This is a genomic window from Pseudomonas sp. JAI111 (assembly GCF_024809425.1).
Lineage (GTDB): Bacteria > Pseudomonadota > Gammaproteobacteria > Pseudomonadales > Pseudomonadaceae > Aquipseudomonas.
The window spans coordinates 117,025-131,052 of the sequence record NZ_JANUCB010000008.1; the positions used below are offsets into that span (position 1 = coordinate 117,025).

A 14,028-nucleotide genomic window follows, 5' to 3' on the forward strand; every position below is an offset into this window, starting at 1 on the left:
GACCGGTCATGCCAATTTTGCTTTTTCCACTTGCGAACCCTTAAAACCTGCGTCTAGACTGCGCCTGCACTGGACATACCGGTAAGACCACAATAATTAAGTCCTGAATCTGATGCGTTCAAGCGCACGGCAGCCAGGACACCGACCAGGATTCCTCCCATGCTCAGATGGTGCTCGCGTTCAATCTTCCTCCAAGTGGTTCTCGGACTGGTGCTCGGCATCGTCTGCGGGCTGACCCTTCCTGAATACTCTGCCCAGCTCAAACCGCTCGGCGACGGCTTCATCAAACTGATCAAGATGCTCATCGGCCTGATCGTGTTCTGTGTGGTGGTCAGTGGTATCAGCGGCGCGGGCGACTTGAAGAAGGTCGGACGCATCGGCCTGAAATCAGTGATCTACTTCGAAATCCTGACCACCATCGCGCTGGTGATTGGCCTGGTGTTCGCCTTCAGTACCGGGATCGGCAGTGGCGCGAACATTCATCTGGATCAGCTTTCGGCCGCCGACATGGGCGACATCGCTCAGCGCGGCCAGCACATGCACACCACCACGCAGTTTCTGATGGACCTGATCCCAACCTCGGTGATCGGCGCCTTCGCGGACAACAATATTCTGCAAGTGCTGCTGTTTTCAGTGCTGTTCGGCAGCGCGCTGAACCTTGTCGGTGAAGCGGCCTCCGGAATTTCCCGGCTGATCAACGAACTCAGCCACGTGATCTTCCGCATCATGGGCATGATTGTGCGTCTGGCGCCGATCGGCGTGTTCGGCGCCATCGCCTTTACCACCAGCAAATATGGTCTGGACTCGTTGCAGCATCTGGGCAGCCTGGTCGGCCTGTTTTACCTGACCTGCGTGGCGTTCGTGTCGCTGATTCTCGGCCTGGTGATGCGCCTGTCCGGCCTGCGGATGTGGCCACTGCTCAAATACCTGCGCGAAGAACTGCTGATCGTCATGGGCACCGCTTCTTCCGACGCTGTGCTGCCACAGATCATGCGCAAGCTTGAGCATCTGGGCATCGGCAGTTCCACCGTGGGGTTGGTGATTCCTACGGGCTACTCCTTCAACCTCGATGGATTCTCGATCTACCTGACGCTTGCCATCGTCTTCATCGCCAACGCCACCGGTACGCCGCTGGCAATGACCGACTTGCTGACCATTTTGCTGGTGTCGCTGATCACCTCCAAAGGTGCCCACGGGATTCCCGGCTCGGCGCTGGTGATTCTGGCGGCGACCCTGACGGCGATCCCGGCAATTCCAGTAGTTGGCCTGGTGCTGGTGCTGGCGGTGGACTGGTTCATGGGGATCGGCCGGGCGCTGACCAACCTGATCGGCAACTGCGTCGCCACCGTGGCGATCGCCCGTTGGGAGAAGGACATCGATATCCAGCGAGCGAACAAGGTGCTTTCCGGTCAGGTGGGTTATACCTTCCAGCCGAGAAAACCGGTGGCGCCGGCGCATCAGCAGGAATTTTGAATAATCGCCGTGTCTGCCCGCGGGCAGGCACGGCCATCAACCGTTTTGGATGCTCATGGAGCGAACAGTGATTACCTCGTCGACCGTTGTGAATTCAGTCGTGGAAAAACTCCGGGCCGCTTTGGCCCGTGGTCAGTGGCGTTCCGGTGACATGTTGCCAGGGCAACGTGAACTGGCCGAACAACTGGGCATCAGCCGTCCGAGCCTGCGTGAAGCGGTGATCGTGCTGGAAACCCTCGGCCTGGTGCGCTCAATGCCGGGCAAAGGCGTGGTGGTGCTGGAAGCCAACCTCAGCGACAGTCAAAGCCATGACAGCGCGGTGGCCGGCGCCAGCCTGGAAGATGTGCTGCAACTGCGCTACACCCTGGAGCCGTTCATTGTCGGCCTGGTCGCGCAGTCGATCAGCAGCAAGGAAGTCGGGCAATTGCGCTTGACCCTGATGGACATGCGCGAGGCGTTGGACGCCAACGACAGCGAGGCTGGGGTCAACGCCTACATCGCGTTCCACGAGGAGCTGTTCACCCTGACCTCGAACCCGATCTTCCAGAGCGTGGTGCAGCAAACCAGCAACGCCCTCAAGCAAAGCGCCGAAGTGCTGCGCAATTCGCCGGAGCATCTGGCAGAACGCCTGGAAGAAAACGAAGCCGTGGTGCGCGCCATCCGTAGCAAAAACAGCGCCCAGGCCAGTGCCGAAATGCGTCGACACATCCTTCGCGAAGGCCAACGCATGGGCATTGAATTGAACATCCCGGACGACAACCTCGGCAGTTGAACCCTCTTCGAACTGGAGACAGGCCATGAACAGCTTCGCCTCACCGCAGACGCTTGCCGCCCTGCCCTTCCCCTCGCCAGCGGATAATCTGTATTCGCGGGTTTTCGATGCCATTCTTGAACAGCGCATCGATGCGACCAGTCGCTTTACCGAAGAAAGCCTGGCGCAGATGTTCGGCGCTCGGCGCAGTGAAATTCGTGGTGTGCTGACCCGCCTGTCCCATCAGCACGTCATCGTTCTTCGCACGAACCACCGTCCCCGTGTCGCCGCGCTCGACCAGGAGCAAACCCGGCAGATGCTGCATGCCCGGCGGCTGACCGAGACCACGCTGGTGCGCCTGGCCTGCCAGCAATCCCACCCGCAAGACTTCAAACCGCTACGGGCCTTGATCGACAGCGAGCGCGACTGCACCGCACGCGGTCCGGCCATTCGCTTATCCGGGGAGTTTCATTTGCGCTTGGCAGAAATGGCCGGGAATGCACCATTGGCACATTTCCTTGGCAGTCTGGTGCCGCTAACGTCACTGGCGATTGCGAATTTTGATGCACAAGCGCGAGGTTATTGCGTCTGGCAGGTGCACGAAGCACTGGTTGATGCCGTGGAGAAAAGGGATGGGCAGAAGGCCCAGACTCTACTCAGTCATCATCTGGATCATCTGGAAGAGATGTTGCTGAACACGGGGCTTACATCAAGTCTGAATCGCGTTGCAGGTTAAATCGCCATCGTCGGATCGCCACCCGGAGCCGGTTCGCTCCCACAGGGAATGCAGTCCAAATGTGGGAGCGAACTTGCTCGCGATGAGCGTCTCAAGCTTGATGCAGAGCCTTACTCCGCCGCAACTCGCGCAAACCCTTCCCGAATCTTCTCTTCCGGCAAATCATCGGCAATGAACACGATCACGCTTTCGCGCGCCTCGTCGTCAGCCCATTCCGTGTCCCAATCGAAGCCGTACAACTTCAGAACCCCCTGGAACACCATCCGCCGTGGCTCGCCCAGAATGCTCAACACCCCTTTGTAACGCAGCAATTGCTTGCCATGCTCTTCCAGCAGCTCATTCATGAACTCACTGAGCTTGTCGATATCCAGCGGCTTGTCAGTGCGCAGCACCAGGCTGGAAATCCGGTCGATGGACGGCACTTTGCTCACCGGGCGCAAGCTCACACCGCCACCGAGATCGGCGTTGAGATTGAAACCGCGCACGTCGAGCAGTTCGGCCAGATCGATCCTGCCGTGGTCGACCACGCGGATCGGCGCACGACGGTTGATGCGCGTGAGGCGTTCGCTGAGGGCAGTGAACGTGGCCTCGTCCACCAGGTCCCGCTTGCTCACCAGCAGGCGGTCGGCGAATCCGATCTGCGCCTGGGCGATGGTCTGGGTCAGGTGAGTGTCGGCGTGCGCCGCGTCCACCAGCGTGATGATGCCGTCAAGGATGTAGCGCTCGCGCAGCTCTTCATCGATAAAAAAGGTTTGAGCGACCGGTGCCGGATCGGCCAGCCCGGTGCATTCGATCACCAGGCGATCGAAGGCGATTTCGCCGCTGTCCAGCCGCTCGAGCAACAGGTACAGGGCTTTGGTCAGGTCGGTGTGGATGGTGCAGCACACGCAACCATTGGACAGTGTCATCACTTGCACCGGTTCTTCACCCAGCAATTGGGTATCGATACCGGCGTCACTGAATTCGTTCTCGATCACGGCGATTTTCAGGCCGTGCTCGGCTTTGAGCAGGTGGCGCAACAGCGTGGTTTTACCGGCGCCGAGGAAGCCGCTGAGGATCGTGACGGGGATGGGAGAGGACAACTGGAGTCTCCTGTTTCACAAAATTAGAAAACAACACGAAACAAATGTGGGAGCGGGCTTGCTCGCGATGGCGGTGTGTCAGTCGACATCAACATTGACTGACACACCGCCTTCGCGAGCAAGCCCGCTCCCACAGGGGTATTGCATCAAACCGGCTGTTGCATCAACAGCATTTCGGCCCACCCTTGCCGCCGTAACGAGCCTCTTGGCGTTCCCGAAAGAACATCTCGTAGCTCATCACCGGCTTGTCCGGGTGTTTGGTTTGCATATGCTCGACGTAGTTGTCGTAGTCGGGCATGCCGACCATCAGGCGCGCGGCCTGACCGAGGTATTTACCGAGGCGACTCAGGTCATTGAACATGTTTGCAATCCTCGATTACGCGTCTGGAACAGCCTGGAATGGCGCTTCTTTATCCGTACGCTCTTTGCTGCCCCAGGCGGAAATACCGACCTTGAGCGCATAGAACAGGATACTGAAGACCACGAACAGGAACAGTGCCGTCAGTGTGGCGTTGGTATAGGCGTTGAAGATCACGTGCTGCATCTGCGTAATGTCCTTGGCCGGGGCGAGGATCTGACCGTTGGCCAGCGCATCGCTGTATTTTTTCGCCAGTGACAGGAAGCCGATCGCCGGGTTGGCGTCGAACAGCTTGATGAAGCCGGCGGTGACGGTGCAGATCAGCAGCCACGCGGCAGGCAGCATGGTCACCCACACATAGCGCTGGCGTTTCATTTTGATCAGCACAACGGTAGCCAACATCAGCGCGATACCGGCCAGCATCTGGTTGGAGATACCGAACAGTGGCCACAAGGTGTTGATGCCGCCCAGTGGATCGATCACGCCCTGGTACAGCAACCAACCCCACATCGCCACACAACCGGCGGTGGCGATCAGGTTGGCGGTCCAGGATTCGGTGCGTTTCAGCGACGGCACGAAGGAGCCGAGCAAGTCCTGCAGCATGAAGCGTCCGGCTCGCGTGCCGGCGTCCACCGCGGTCAGGATGAACAGCGCTTCGAACAGGATCGCGAAGTGGTACCAGAACGCCATGGTGTTTTCACCTGGCAGGACACTGTGCAGGATCTGCGCGATACCGACCGCCAGGGTCGGCGCACCTCCAGCACGGGCCAGGACGGTGGTTTCACCGATGTCCTTGGCCACCGCTAGCAACGCGTCAGGGGTAATCGCAAAGCCCCAGCTGCTGACGGTTTGCGCCACAGCCACCACGTCACCGCCGACGACCGCTGCCGGGCTGTTCATGGCGAAATACACGCCCGGCTCGATCACCGACGCGGCAACCATGGCCATGATGGCGACGAAGGATTCCATCAGCATCGCGCCGTAACCGATGTACCGGGCGTTCACCTCGTTATCCAGCAGTTTCGGCGTGGTGCCCGAAGAAATCAGCGCATGGAAACCCGAGACCGCGCCACAGGCGATGGTGATGAACAGGAACGGGAACAGACCGCCCTTCCACACCGGACCGGTGCCGTCGATGAACTGGGTCAAGGCCGGCATTTTCAGCTCGGGCATGGTGACCAGAATGCCAATCGCCAGCGCCACGATGGTGCCGATTTTGAGGAAGGTAGACAGGTAGTCGCGCGGCGCCAGAATCAGCCAGACCGGTAACGAGGCGGCCACGAAACCGTAACCGACCAGCATCCAGGTGATCTGGATACCCGTGAAGCTGAAGGCCTTGGCCCAGAACGGATCGGCAGCAATTTGCCCGCCCAGCCAGATCGAACCGAGCAGCAATAGCACGCCGACCACGGAGATTTCACCGATGCGACCCGGGCGGATGTAGCGCATGTAGATGCCCATGAACATCGCAATCGGGATGGTCGCCATCACCGTGAAAATGCCCCATGGGCTCTCCGCCAAGGCCTTGACCACGATCAGTGCCAGCACCGCGAGGATGATGATCATGATCAGGAAGCAGCCAAACAGCGCGATGGTACCGGGAATGCGGCCCATTTCTTCACGGACCATGTCGCCCAAAGAGCGACCGTTGCGGCGGGTGGACATGAACAGGACCATGAAGTCCTGAACAGCACCGGCCAGCACCACCCCGGCAATCAGCCACAGCGTACCGGGCAAGTAACCCATTTGTGCGGCCAAGACCGGACCGACCAGCGGCCCCGCGCCGGCGATGGCAGCGAAGTGGTGACCGAAAAGGATGTGTTTGTTGGTCGGCACATAGTCCAGACCATCATTGTTGAGCACGGCGGGTGTCGCCCGTCGCGGATCGAGTTGCATCACGTTGGTAGCGATGAACAGACTGTAATAGCGGTACGCAACCAGATAAATGGCCACGGCAGCGACCACGATCCACAAGGCGTTGATCGCCTCGCCTCGGCGCAATGCCACGACACCTAGGGCGCACGCTCCCACGATTGCCAGCAGAAGCCAGGGTAAATGGCGTAGCAGGCTATTATTATTTTTCATTTTAGATTCCAGCCAGAGTGGACAAGAAAGACAGCCACCCCGAGTTTAGCTCTCCTGACGGCAAAGGCCATACCCCGACATTGGTCTAGCGGCTTGCATGCGCTGGCGGGCTTTATCAATGCGGGTCTATAGTCAGCGCACATCCAGAGGATTGCGCCATGAGCGAGCACCCTAACGATCGTCGCCGCTTCAAACGTATTGCGTTCGATGCCCGAACCGAATTGAGCCAAGGGGAATTCACCTGGCCGGTGAAGCTGATCGACCTGTCGCTCAAAGGATTGCTGATCGAGAAGCCCGAGCCGTGGCCAGGTAATCCAGACTGGCATTTCCTGGTGGATATTCATCTGAACGAGGACGTCGAGATCAAGATGGATGTGATGTTGGCCCATGACGATCATGGCCAGCTCGGCTTCGTTTGCAAGCACATCAGCCTGGAATCCATCGAGCGCCTGCGCCGATTGATCGAATTCAACCTGGGCGACCCCGAAGAACTTGAGCGCGAATTGGGCGCCCTGATCGAAACCTAAAGACCAGCATTATTCAAATGTGGGAGCGAGCTTGCTCGCGATAGCGGTTTAGCATTCAACGATGATGTTGACTGATGGTCCGCCATCGCGAGCAAGCCCGCTCCCACAGGGTAAGCGGTGTACCTGAAAGATTATTCGAACAGCGCGTCGAGGGCCTGTTCCAGACGGGTCACGGCAATAATCTGCAGGCCCGGCGGCGCTTCTTTCGGTGCATTGCCCTTGGGCACAATGGCGCGCTTGAACCCGTGCTTGGCCGCTTCTTTCAAGCGTTCCTGACCACTCGGCACCGGGCGGACTTCCCCGGACAAACCGACCTCACCAAACACTAACAAGTCATGGGGCAGCGGCCGGTTGCGCAAACTGGACATGACCGCGGCCATCAACGCCAGGTCGGAAGCGGTCTCCAACACCTTCACGCCGCCGACCACGTTGAGAAAAACGTCCTGATCATGGGTCGGAATGCCGCCATGACGGTGCAACACCGCCAGCAACATCGCCAGGCGATTCTGGTCCAGCCCCAGCGTTACCCGGCGTGGGTTCGCCAAGTGGCTGTCATCCACCAGCGCCTGGACTTCCACCAACATCGGCCGCGTCCCCTCCCACGTCGCCATGACCACGCTGCCCGGCACTTCTTCCTGAGCGCGAGTGAGGAAAATCGCAGACGGATTGGAGACTTCTTTCAGGCCTTTGTCGGTCATGCCGAACACACCCAACTCGTTGACGGCACCGAAACGGTTTTTCACCGCCCGCAGCAGGCGCAAACGTCCATCGGACTCGCCTTCGAAATACAACACCGTATCGACCATGTGCTCCAGCACCCGCGGCCCGGCCAGCGCGCCTTCTTTAGTCACGTGGCCCACCAGGAAAATCGCCGTGCCACTCTGCTTGGCGTACCGCACCAGCAATGCAGCACTTTCCCGCACCTGCGACACGCCGCCCGGAGCCGACTGTAGCTGCTCGGTGAAAATGGTCTGGATCGAGTCGATCACCATCACCTTGGGCTTCTCGACCCGGGCGGTGGCAATAATGGTTTCGATGCAGGTTTCAGTCATGACCCGCAGTTGATCCTGAGGCAAGCCCAGGCGACGGGCGCGCATGGCCACTTGCTGCTGGGATTCTTCGCCGGTGACATACAGCGCCGGCATGACTTTGGCGAGGTTGCACAAGGTTTGCAGCAGGATGGTCGACTTGCCGATGCCGGGGTCGCCACCAATCAACACCACCGAACCATCGACCAGACCACCGCCCAATACCCGATCCAGTTCACTGGACGCGGTGGAAAAACGCGGGATTTCTTCGACGCTGACTTCGGCCAGGGTCTTGATCTGTGCCTGTTGGCCGGTCCAGCCAGTACGCCCGCTGGGGGCTGCGGCGCCACCACTTTCCACCATGGTTTCCGTCAGGGTGTTCCAGGCCCCGCACTCGCCGCACTGGCCAGCCCACTTGGGGAAGGTTGAGCCGCACTCGGTGCAGCCGTACATGCGCTTGGCCTTGGCCATCTGAACTCCCGGCAAAAAACGCGATGATAGCTCAGCTGGGATGAATACGCAGCGAAGGGAACCCGTATTCCCTGTGCAGAACTTTCCATAGCCGTAACACATTAGCCATAGTGCAAAGGCTGAAGACTTGTACAACAGCATTCAACAATAAATGAAACCCCACTCGATATATCCCCCGAAAAACTGTACACATCATTAATAATCCAAAATCAAATGTACAACTTCGCTGTTGAGCTTAATCTCCCAATACCGGTTTTCAAACAACAGCTCTCAACCTCGAATGAAGATTGGCGTCCATTCTCAAATACACCATATCTCACGATCAAAAGCGCACTCCTATAGCCCCTTCCCCCTTATCAGACGTTAGTGACAGTAAAGCTAATAACCCAAAAGAAACAAACAACCCATCGATAGCAAAAAACGAGTTCACAAAGCCCGCCGTTTTCGCAGCAACGATGACGTTTCGTAAACTTTTTTTCCATGGACCGGGCCAATCGCTGGCACGCATCAAAACCGGGTGTTTCAAGCAGAACGCGTCTCACTGATTTACACTGCGTTCACCAACCTCATCTGTAACAAGGAAATAACCTATGGGCGTGATAAGTGAGTTCAAGGCCTTCGCGGTCAAAGGGAACGTGGTCGACATGGCTGTCGGTATTATCATCGGCGCGGCGTTCGGCAAGATCGTTTCGTCGTTTGTCGGCGATGTGGTGATGCCGCCCATTGGCTTGCTGATCGGCGGGGTGGACTTCAGTGACCTGGCCATTACGCTCAAGGCTGCCAACGGTAATGTCCCGGCAGTGGTGCTGGCATACGGCAAATTCATCCAGAGCATGATCGACTTCATCATCGTCGCTTTCGCGATCTTCATGGGTGTCAAAGCGATCAACCGCCTGAAACGCGAGGAGGCCGTCGCGCCGACCTTGCCGCCGGTTCCGACCAAGGAGGAAGAGCTGTTGAGCGAAATCCGCGACCTGCTGAAGGCTCAGAACAATCGGCCCTGATAGCGGCTTGCAACAAGAAACGGCGCCTTGCGGGCGCCGTTTTTTTTTTACCAGAAATTTTCCACCGCCACCTGGCCTGGACGACGGCTGAGGCTCAAGTGCATGTCGCGCTGTTTGAGCAACTTGCGTGTGTCATCGATCATCTGGGGGTTGCCGCAGAGCATCACCCGCGAATGCTCCGGCGTCAGCGCCACGCCGGCCACCCGCTCCAGCTCGCCATTTTCTATCAATGTGGTGATTCGCCCATTCAAGGCACCGGGGTGCTGCTCGCGGGTAACGGTCGCGATGAATTGCAATTTGTGGGTGTGCTCGGCCAGATAATCGCGCTGCGCCAATCCCGCGATCAGGTCCTGATACGCCAGTTCCCGGGCTTCGCGCACGCTGTAGACAAGGATGATCCGCTCAAACTTCTCCCACACCTCGAAGTCCTGCAGGATCGACAGGAACGGCGCCACGCCTGTGCCGGTGGACAGCAACCACAGATCCCGGCCATCGATGAAGCGGTCCAGTGTCAGGTAACCAAAGGCCTGACGGTCCACCAGCAGTGTATCGCCAACCTCCAGGCGACTGAGTTCGCTGGTGAACTCCCCACCCGGCACGACAATAGAGAAGAATTCAAGAAACTCGTCATAAGGTGACGAAACCATTGAATAGGCGCGCCACACCGTGCTGCCGTCGGCCCGGGACACGCCCAGCCGAGCGAATTGCCCTGCCCGAAATCGAAACCCGGGATCCCTGGTGGCCCGCAAGGTGAACAGGTTGGGGGTCAATGGCTGAACGTCGGTCAGGGTCTGGCGAGTGAATTTTTCTGCACTGGCGGTCATGAGGCGCTCCCTTCAACAGATAACCCAGTGTCCCGCAAAGCAGGCGATGTAAACACCGGTTATTTGTAGTGTCTTTAGAGAGTGCCATTATTTCGCCTGCACCAATGCCTCTAAAAATGAATCTTTCTTACCCTTTTAACCAGATCGTACATCCCAACTTCGCTAATCATATTATTGTACAAATCCTACAACTTTTTAATTGCCAGTTAAGAACCAGATATAGAGTTTTAGACTTTTTCAAGAGCAAAAAAATTGCAGCATGTGTGTGGGAATAGTCCTACACTCCGACTCGTGCTGGATTTCGGATCCAATCTGCACCCCCAAGATTCACGTACTATGGAGCTACCGCAATGGAAGCGTGGAAGGAATCACAATTGAGACAGATATCCACCGCGAGGGATGTCGAGTCTGCATACGCAACGTCACTCGGTCTGGTTCAAAACCTTGGCTTTAATTTCTGTGCGTTTTCAATTACATCACACCCACGAGGTCCACACTTCAACAGAGTGAATCTCAACAACTACCCAATAGACTGGAATGCGAAATATGAAGAGAGCCAATTTAGCGAAGTAGATCCAATACTGGCGCATTGCAATCAATCCACCTTCCCAATTATCTGGGATAAAAAGCTCTACTCGAATTGCGAAAGGCTGTGGCAAGCGCAAAAAAAACAAGGCCTGGAACATGGCTGGTCGCACTCGTTGCACGATGACAAGGGGCTTCACAGCATGTTGAGTGTGGCCGGAAGCAGTCATCCCATTACACCTTATGAATTGTACGAAAACCTTGGGTACGCGCTGTTTATAAGCCATCACCTGCATGGGCTGGTCGCTCAAAATTTGCCTGAGCCCGTTCCTCATTCGTGCAAGCCTCGACTGACGGTACGGGAAATTGAGGTCCTGAGACTGTCGGCAGATGGCAAGACGGCCTATGAAATCGCCAGAATCCTCAGCCTCGCTGAACGCACCATCAACTTCCATGTGCACAGTGCAATCCAGAAGCTGGGGGTCAACAACAAGATCGCTGCAGTCATAGCGGCAGCCAGGGCTTGCATGATCTGAGCAGTGCCTGCAAATAACCGATGCTGAAAAACCTACGGGTATTGCGAAAGAAAAAAACGTACCATTTGCGGTTCCTCCAGAGTGATGACGTGCGAAACTTCACGACGCAGTGCACTCGGACGGCCCCGCCCGCTAGGCGCCTCAAGCAGCGGGATACCACACCCGTTGACTACCCAGAGCCCCCTGCCTCATGCCCCTGCTCGACACACCCTTCGCCCAACTCGATCTGATCCGCCAGCCAGAACAGCAGAACGAACCGCTGCAAGCTTTCGATGCGGCGGACGAATACCTGCTCAATCATTTGGCAGAGCAGCAACCGGCAGTTCAGACCCGGGTGCTGGTGCTCAATGACAGCTTTGGCGCCATAGCCGCCAGCCTCGCGGGCAAGGTTCAGGTGACCAGCAGTGGCGATTCGTTTCTGGCCTTTCAAGGGCTGGAAAAAAACCTGATCCGCAACGGCCAGGCATTTGATGCGGTGCCGGTTGTTCCGGCCAATGAGCTGTTCGCCGGCCCGTTTGACCGTGTATTAATCCGGGTGCCAAAGACCCTGGCGCTGCTGGAAGAACAACTGATTCGCCTGCAAGGCCATCTGGCGCCAGGCGCTCAGGTGATCGCTGCGGCGATGGTCAAGCACCTGCCCCGCGCTGCAGGCGATCTGCTGGAACGTTACATTGGCCCGGTACAAGCATCGCTGGCGGTGAAAAAAGCCCGGCTGCTGATCGCAACACCTGAAGCCAAGCCCATGGCCACCTCCCCTTACCCTTCACGCTATCAACTCGACATTCCGGCAATCGAACTGCTGAACCACGCCAACGTGTTCTGCCGCGAAGGGCTCGACATCGGCACACGGGCATTTCTGCCGCACTTGCCAAAGAACCTCGGTTCAGCGCGGGTTGCCGACCTCGGTTGTGGCAACGGCGTGCTGGCAATCGCCAGCGCCCTGCAAAATCCTGAAGCCCATTACACCTTGGTGGACGAGTCGTTCATGGCCGTGCAGTCGGCAACCGAAAACTGGCGCGCGGCGCTGGGTGATCGCGATGTGATCGTGCGTGCCGACGATGGCCTGGCCGGGCAAGAACCGCAATCGCTGGACGTGGTCCTGTGCAACCCGCCGTTTCATCAACAACAGGTCGTCGGCGACTTTCTCGCCTGGCGCATGTTTCAGCAGGCACGCGAAGCCTTGGTGGTAGGCGGTGCGCTGTACATCGTCGGCAATCGTCATCTGGGTTATCACAGCAAGCTGGCGCGGTTGTTCCGTGGCGTTGAACAAGTGGCGGCCACGCCCAAGTTCGTGATTCTCAAAGCTCGCAAATAATCGCAGGCAAAAAAAACCCTCCGCACTGGAGGGTTGATAAATCCGTGCCGCGAGGCGACGGGATGGGATCTTGCGAAATCAGTGCGTAGTCAGACCGGCAGCGTTCATGAACATGCGCATCAGGCTCGCCACAATAAACAGAGCCCCGACACTACCGACCCAGATCAGTGCCAGCCAGCCAAGCCGCTGCCACAGCGGTTTGCTCTCCGCCGCTTTGATTTCCTGCAGGGAATGTTTGCCAGCCATCATCGTAACCTCCTCTGAAACGGCGCAGTCATTGACCCTGCGCCATTGTCGTGTGCTCTAGTGATAACCATCTTCGTGGGTGACCTTGCCGCGGAACACGTAGTAGCTCCAGAAGGTATAACCCAGGATGAACGGGATGATGAACAGCGTGCCGACCAACATGAAACCCTGACTCTGCGGCGGTGCGGCGGCGTCCCAGATCGAGATCGACGGCGGTACGATGTTCGGCCACAGGCTGATGCCCAGGCCGCTGTAACCGAGGAAGATCAGCACCAGGGTCAGCAGGAACGGCGTGTAGTGCGCGTTGCGGGCCACCGCGCGAAACAGACCGTACATGGTCACCAACACCAGGAGCGGCACCGGCAGGAACCAGAACAGGTTCGGCAAGGTGAACCAGCGAGCCGCAATCTCGGCGTGGGCCAGCGGGGTCCAGATGCTGACGATGCCAATCACCGCCAACACCACGAACGCCAACGGCCGCGCCAGATCATGCATCTGTTGCTGCAACTTGCCTTCGGTCTTCATGATCAGCCAGGTGCAACCGAGCAGCGCATATGCCACCACCAACGCCACACCGCAGAACAGGGTGAACGGCGTCAGCCAGTCGAGTGAACCACCGGCAAACTGCCGATTCACCACCGGCAATCCATCGATGAACGCGCCCAGCGCTACCCCCTGAAAGAACGTCGCGGCAATCGAACCACCGATGAATGCCTTGTCCCACAGGTGTCGCTTGGCGTCCTTGGCCTTGAAGCGGAACTCGAATGCCACGCCGCGAAAAATCAGCCCGATCAGCATGAAAATCAGCGGCAGGTACAAGGCCGAGAGCACCACGGAATAGGCCAGAGGGAAAGCCCCGAACAACGCCGCGCCGCCCAGTACCAGCCAGGTTTCGTTGCCGTCCCAGACCGGGGCGACGGTGTTCATCATCACGTCACGGTCGGTCTTGCCGGGGATGAACGGGAAAAGAATCCCGATTCCCAGGTCGAAACCGTCCATGACCACGTACATCATGATGCCGAAGATGATAATCACGGCCCAGATCAGCGGAAGATCAATACCCATGA

14 protein-coding genes are annotated in these 14,028 nt (G+C 57.9%); 7 read left to right on the top strand and 7 right to left on the bottom strand.

The features are described from left to right. Positions 1–159 precede the first annotated feature (159 nt). The 3 genes from HNR03_RS22815 (at position 160) to HNR03_RS22825 (ending at position 2,960) form a co-directional block, all read left to right on the top strand. A complete protein-coding gene (locus HNR03_RS22815; protein ID WP_222588533.1) occupies positions 160–1,473 on the top strand; it encodes a C4-dicarboxylate transporter DctA in 1,314 nt (437 codons plus the stop codon). Positions 1,474–1,540: 67 nt separating this feature from the next. Continuing rightward, on the top strand, positions 1,541–2,245 hold the full coding sequence (locus HNR03_RS22820; RefSeq protein ID WP_222588534.1) for a FadR/GntR family transcriptional regulator: 705 nt from the start codon (positions 1,541–1,543) through the stop codon (positions 2,243–2,245). A 25-nt stretch (positions 2,246–2,270) separates the two neighbouring features. Beyond that, positions 2,271–2,960 carry a GntR family transcriptional regulator gene (locus HNR03_RS22825; protein ID WP_259155933.1) on the top strand — a complete coding sequence of 230 codons (690 nt, stop codon included), beginning with the start codon at positions 2,271–2,273 and terminating at the stop codon, positions 2,958–2,960. Positions 2,961–3,070: 110 nt separating this feature from the next. On the opposite strand, the gene yjiA is transcribed toward HNR03_RS22825, so the two are convergent. The 3 genes from yjiA to HNR03_RS22840 all read right to left on the bottom strand — a co-directional run bounded on the left by yjiA (position 3,071) and on the right by HNR03_RS22840 (position 6,485). After that, on the bottom strand, positions 3,071–4,042 hold the full coding sequence (gene yjiA, locus HNR03_RS22830; RefSeq protein WP_259155934.1) for a GTPase: 972 nt from the start codon (positions 4,040–4,042) through the stop codon (positions 3,071–3,073). Positions 4,043–4,205: 163 nt separating this feature from the next. Further along, entirely contained in the window at positions 4,206–4,403 is a 198-nt protein-coding gene (locus HNR03_RS22835; RefSeq protein WP_007895266.1) for a YbdD/YjiX family protein, read from the bottom strand. Positions 4,404–4,418: 15 nt separating this feature from the next. Further along, a complete protein-coding gene (locus HNR03_RS22840) occupies positions 4,419–6,485 on the bottom strand; it encodes a carbon starvation CstA family protein (RefSeq protein WP_222588537.1) in 2,067 nt (688 codons plus the stop codon). A gap of 158 nt (positions 6,486–6,643) precedes the next feature. On the opposite strand from HNR03_RS22840, the gene HNR03_RS22845 reads away from it, so the two are divergent. Beyond that, a complete protein-coding gene (locus tag HNR03_RS22845) occupies positions 6,644–7,012 on the top strand; it encodes a PilZ domain-containing protein (RefSeq protein WP_222588538.1) in 369 nt (122 codons plus the stop codon). 131 nt (positions 7,013–7,143) lie between these two features. Here HNR03_RS22845 and radA read toward each other — a convergent pair whose 3' ends face one another. After that, entirely contained in the window at positions 7,144–8,511 is a 1,368-nt protein-coding gene (radA, locus tag HNR03_RS22850) for a DNA repair protein RadA (protein WP_010467488.1), read from the bottom strand. Positions 8,512–9,101: 590 nt separating this feature from the next. On the opposite strand from radA, the gene mscL reads away from it, so the two are divergent. Beyond that, positions 9,102–9,515 carry a large-conductance mechanosensitive channel protein MscL gene (gene mscL / locus HNR03_RS22855; protein ID WP_019581290.1) on the top strand — a complete coding sequence of 138 codons (414 nt, stop codon included), beginning with the start codon at positions 9,102–9,104 and terminating at the stop codon, positions 9,513–9,515. A 47-nt stretch (positions 9,516–9,562) separates the two neighbouring features. Here mscL and HNR03_RS22860 read toward each other — a convergent pair whose 3' ends face one another. After that, the gene (locus HNR03_RS22860) at positions 9,563–10,339 is read right to left on the bottom strand and encodes a ferredoxin--NADP reductase (RefSeq protein ID WP_259155971.1); all 777 of its coding nucleotides are present in this window, start codon (positions 10,337–10,339) and stop codon (positions 9,563–9,565) included. A 350-nt stretch (positions 10,340–10,689) separates the two neighbouring features. On the opposite strand from HNR03_RS22860, the gene HNR03_RS22865 reads away from it, so the two are divergent. Both HNR03_RS22865 and HNR03_RS22870 read left to right on the top strand, forming a co-directional pair. Further along, a complete protein-coding gene (locus tag HNR03_RS22865) occupies positions 10,690–11,400 on the top strand; it encodes a LuxR family transcriptional regulator (protein ID WP_222588541.1) in 711 nt (236 codons plus the stop codon). 190 nt (positions 11,401–11,590) lie between these two features. Further along, positions 11,591–12,715: a methyltransferase gene (locus HNR03_RS22870; protein ID WP_259155984.1), complete on the top strand. Its 1,125-nt coding sequence runs from the start codon at positions 11,591–11,593 to the stop codon at positions 12,713–12,715. A gap of 78 nt (positions 12,716–12,793) precedes the next feature. Here HNR03_RS22870 and HNR03_RS22875 read toward each other — a convergent pair whose 3' ends face one another. Together HNR03_RS22875 and cydB are read right to left on the bottom strand one after the other, a co-directional pair. Beyond that, entirely contained in the window at positions 12,794–12,961 is a 168-nt protein-coding gene (locus tag HNR03_RS22875) for a DUF2474 domain-containing protein (RefSeq protein WP_222590291.1), read from the bottom strand. A 57-nt stretch (positions 12,962–13,018) separates the two neighbouring features. After that, positions 13,019–14,026 (bottom strand): cytochrome d ubiquinol oxidase subunit II, encoded by a 1,008-nt coding sequence (cydB, locus tag HNR03_RS22880; protein WP_259155988.1) that lies wholly within the window; start codon positions 14,024–14,026, stop codon positions 13,019–13,021. Positions 14,027–14,028 lie beyond the last annotated feature (2 nt).

Bases quoted from the DNA above. Each gene is read 5' to 3' on its own strand.
- HNR03_RS22815 (WP_222588533.1), top strand. From the start codon at position 160: ATGCTCAGATGGTGCTCGCGTTCAATCTTCCTCCAAGTGGTTCTCGGA.
- HNR03_RS22825 (WP_259155933.1), top strand. From the start codon at position 2,271: ATGAACAGCTTCGCCTCACCGCAGACGCTTGCCGCCCTGCCCTTCCCC.
- HNR03_RS22835 (WP_007895266.1), bottom strand. From the start codon at position 4,403: ATGTTCAATGACCTGAGTCGCCTCGGTAAATACCTCGGTCAGGCCGCG.
- HNR03_RS22840 (WP_222588537.1), bottom strand. From the start codon at position 6,485: ATGAAAAATAATAATAGCCTGCTACGCCATTTACCCTGGCTTCTGCTG.
- HNR03_RS22845 (WP_222588538.1), top strand. From the start codon at position 6,644: ATGAGCGAGCACCCTAACGATCGTCGCCGCTTCAAACGTATTGCGTTC.
- radA (WP_010467488.1), bottom strand. From the start codon at position 8,511: ATGGCCAAGGCCAAGCGCATGTACGGCTGCACCGAGTGCGGCTCAACC.
- mscL (WP_019581290.1), top strand. From the start codon at position 9,102: ATGGGCGTGATAAGTGAGTTCAAGGCCTTCGCGGTCAAAGGGAACGTG.
- HNR03_RS22860 (WP_259155971.1), bottom strand. From the start codon at position 10,339: ATGACCGCCAGTGCAGAAAAATTCACTCGCCAGACCCTGACCGACGTT.
- HNR03_RS22865 (WP_222588541.1), top strand. From the start codon at position 10,690: ATGGAAGCGTGGAAGGAATCACAATTGAGACAGATATCCACCGCGAGG.
- HNR03_RS22870 (WP_259155984.1), top strand. From the start codon at position 11,591: ATGCCCCTGCTCGACACACCCTTCGCCCAACTCGATCTGATCCGCCAG.
- HNR03_RS22875 (WP_222590291.1), bottom strand. From the start codon at position 12,961: ATGGCTGGCAAACATTCCCTGCAGGAAATCAAAGCGGCGGAGAGCAAA.
- cydB (WP_259155988.1), bottom strand. From the start codon at position 14,026: ATGGGTATTGATCTTCCGCTGATCTGGGCCGTGATTATCATCTTCGGC.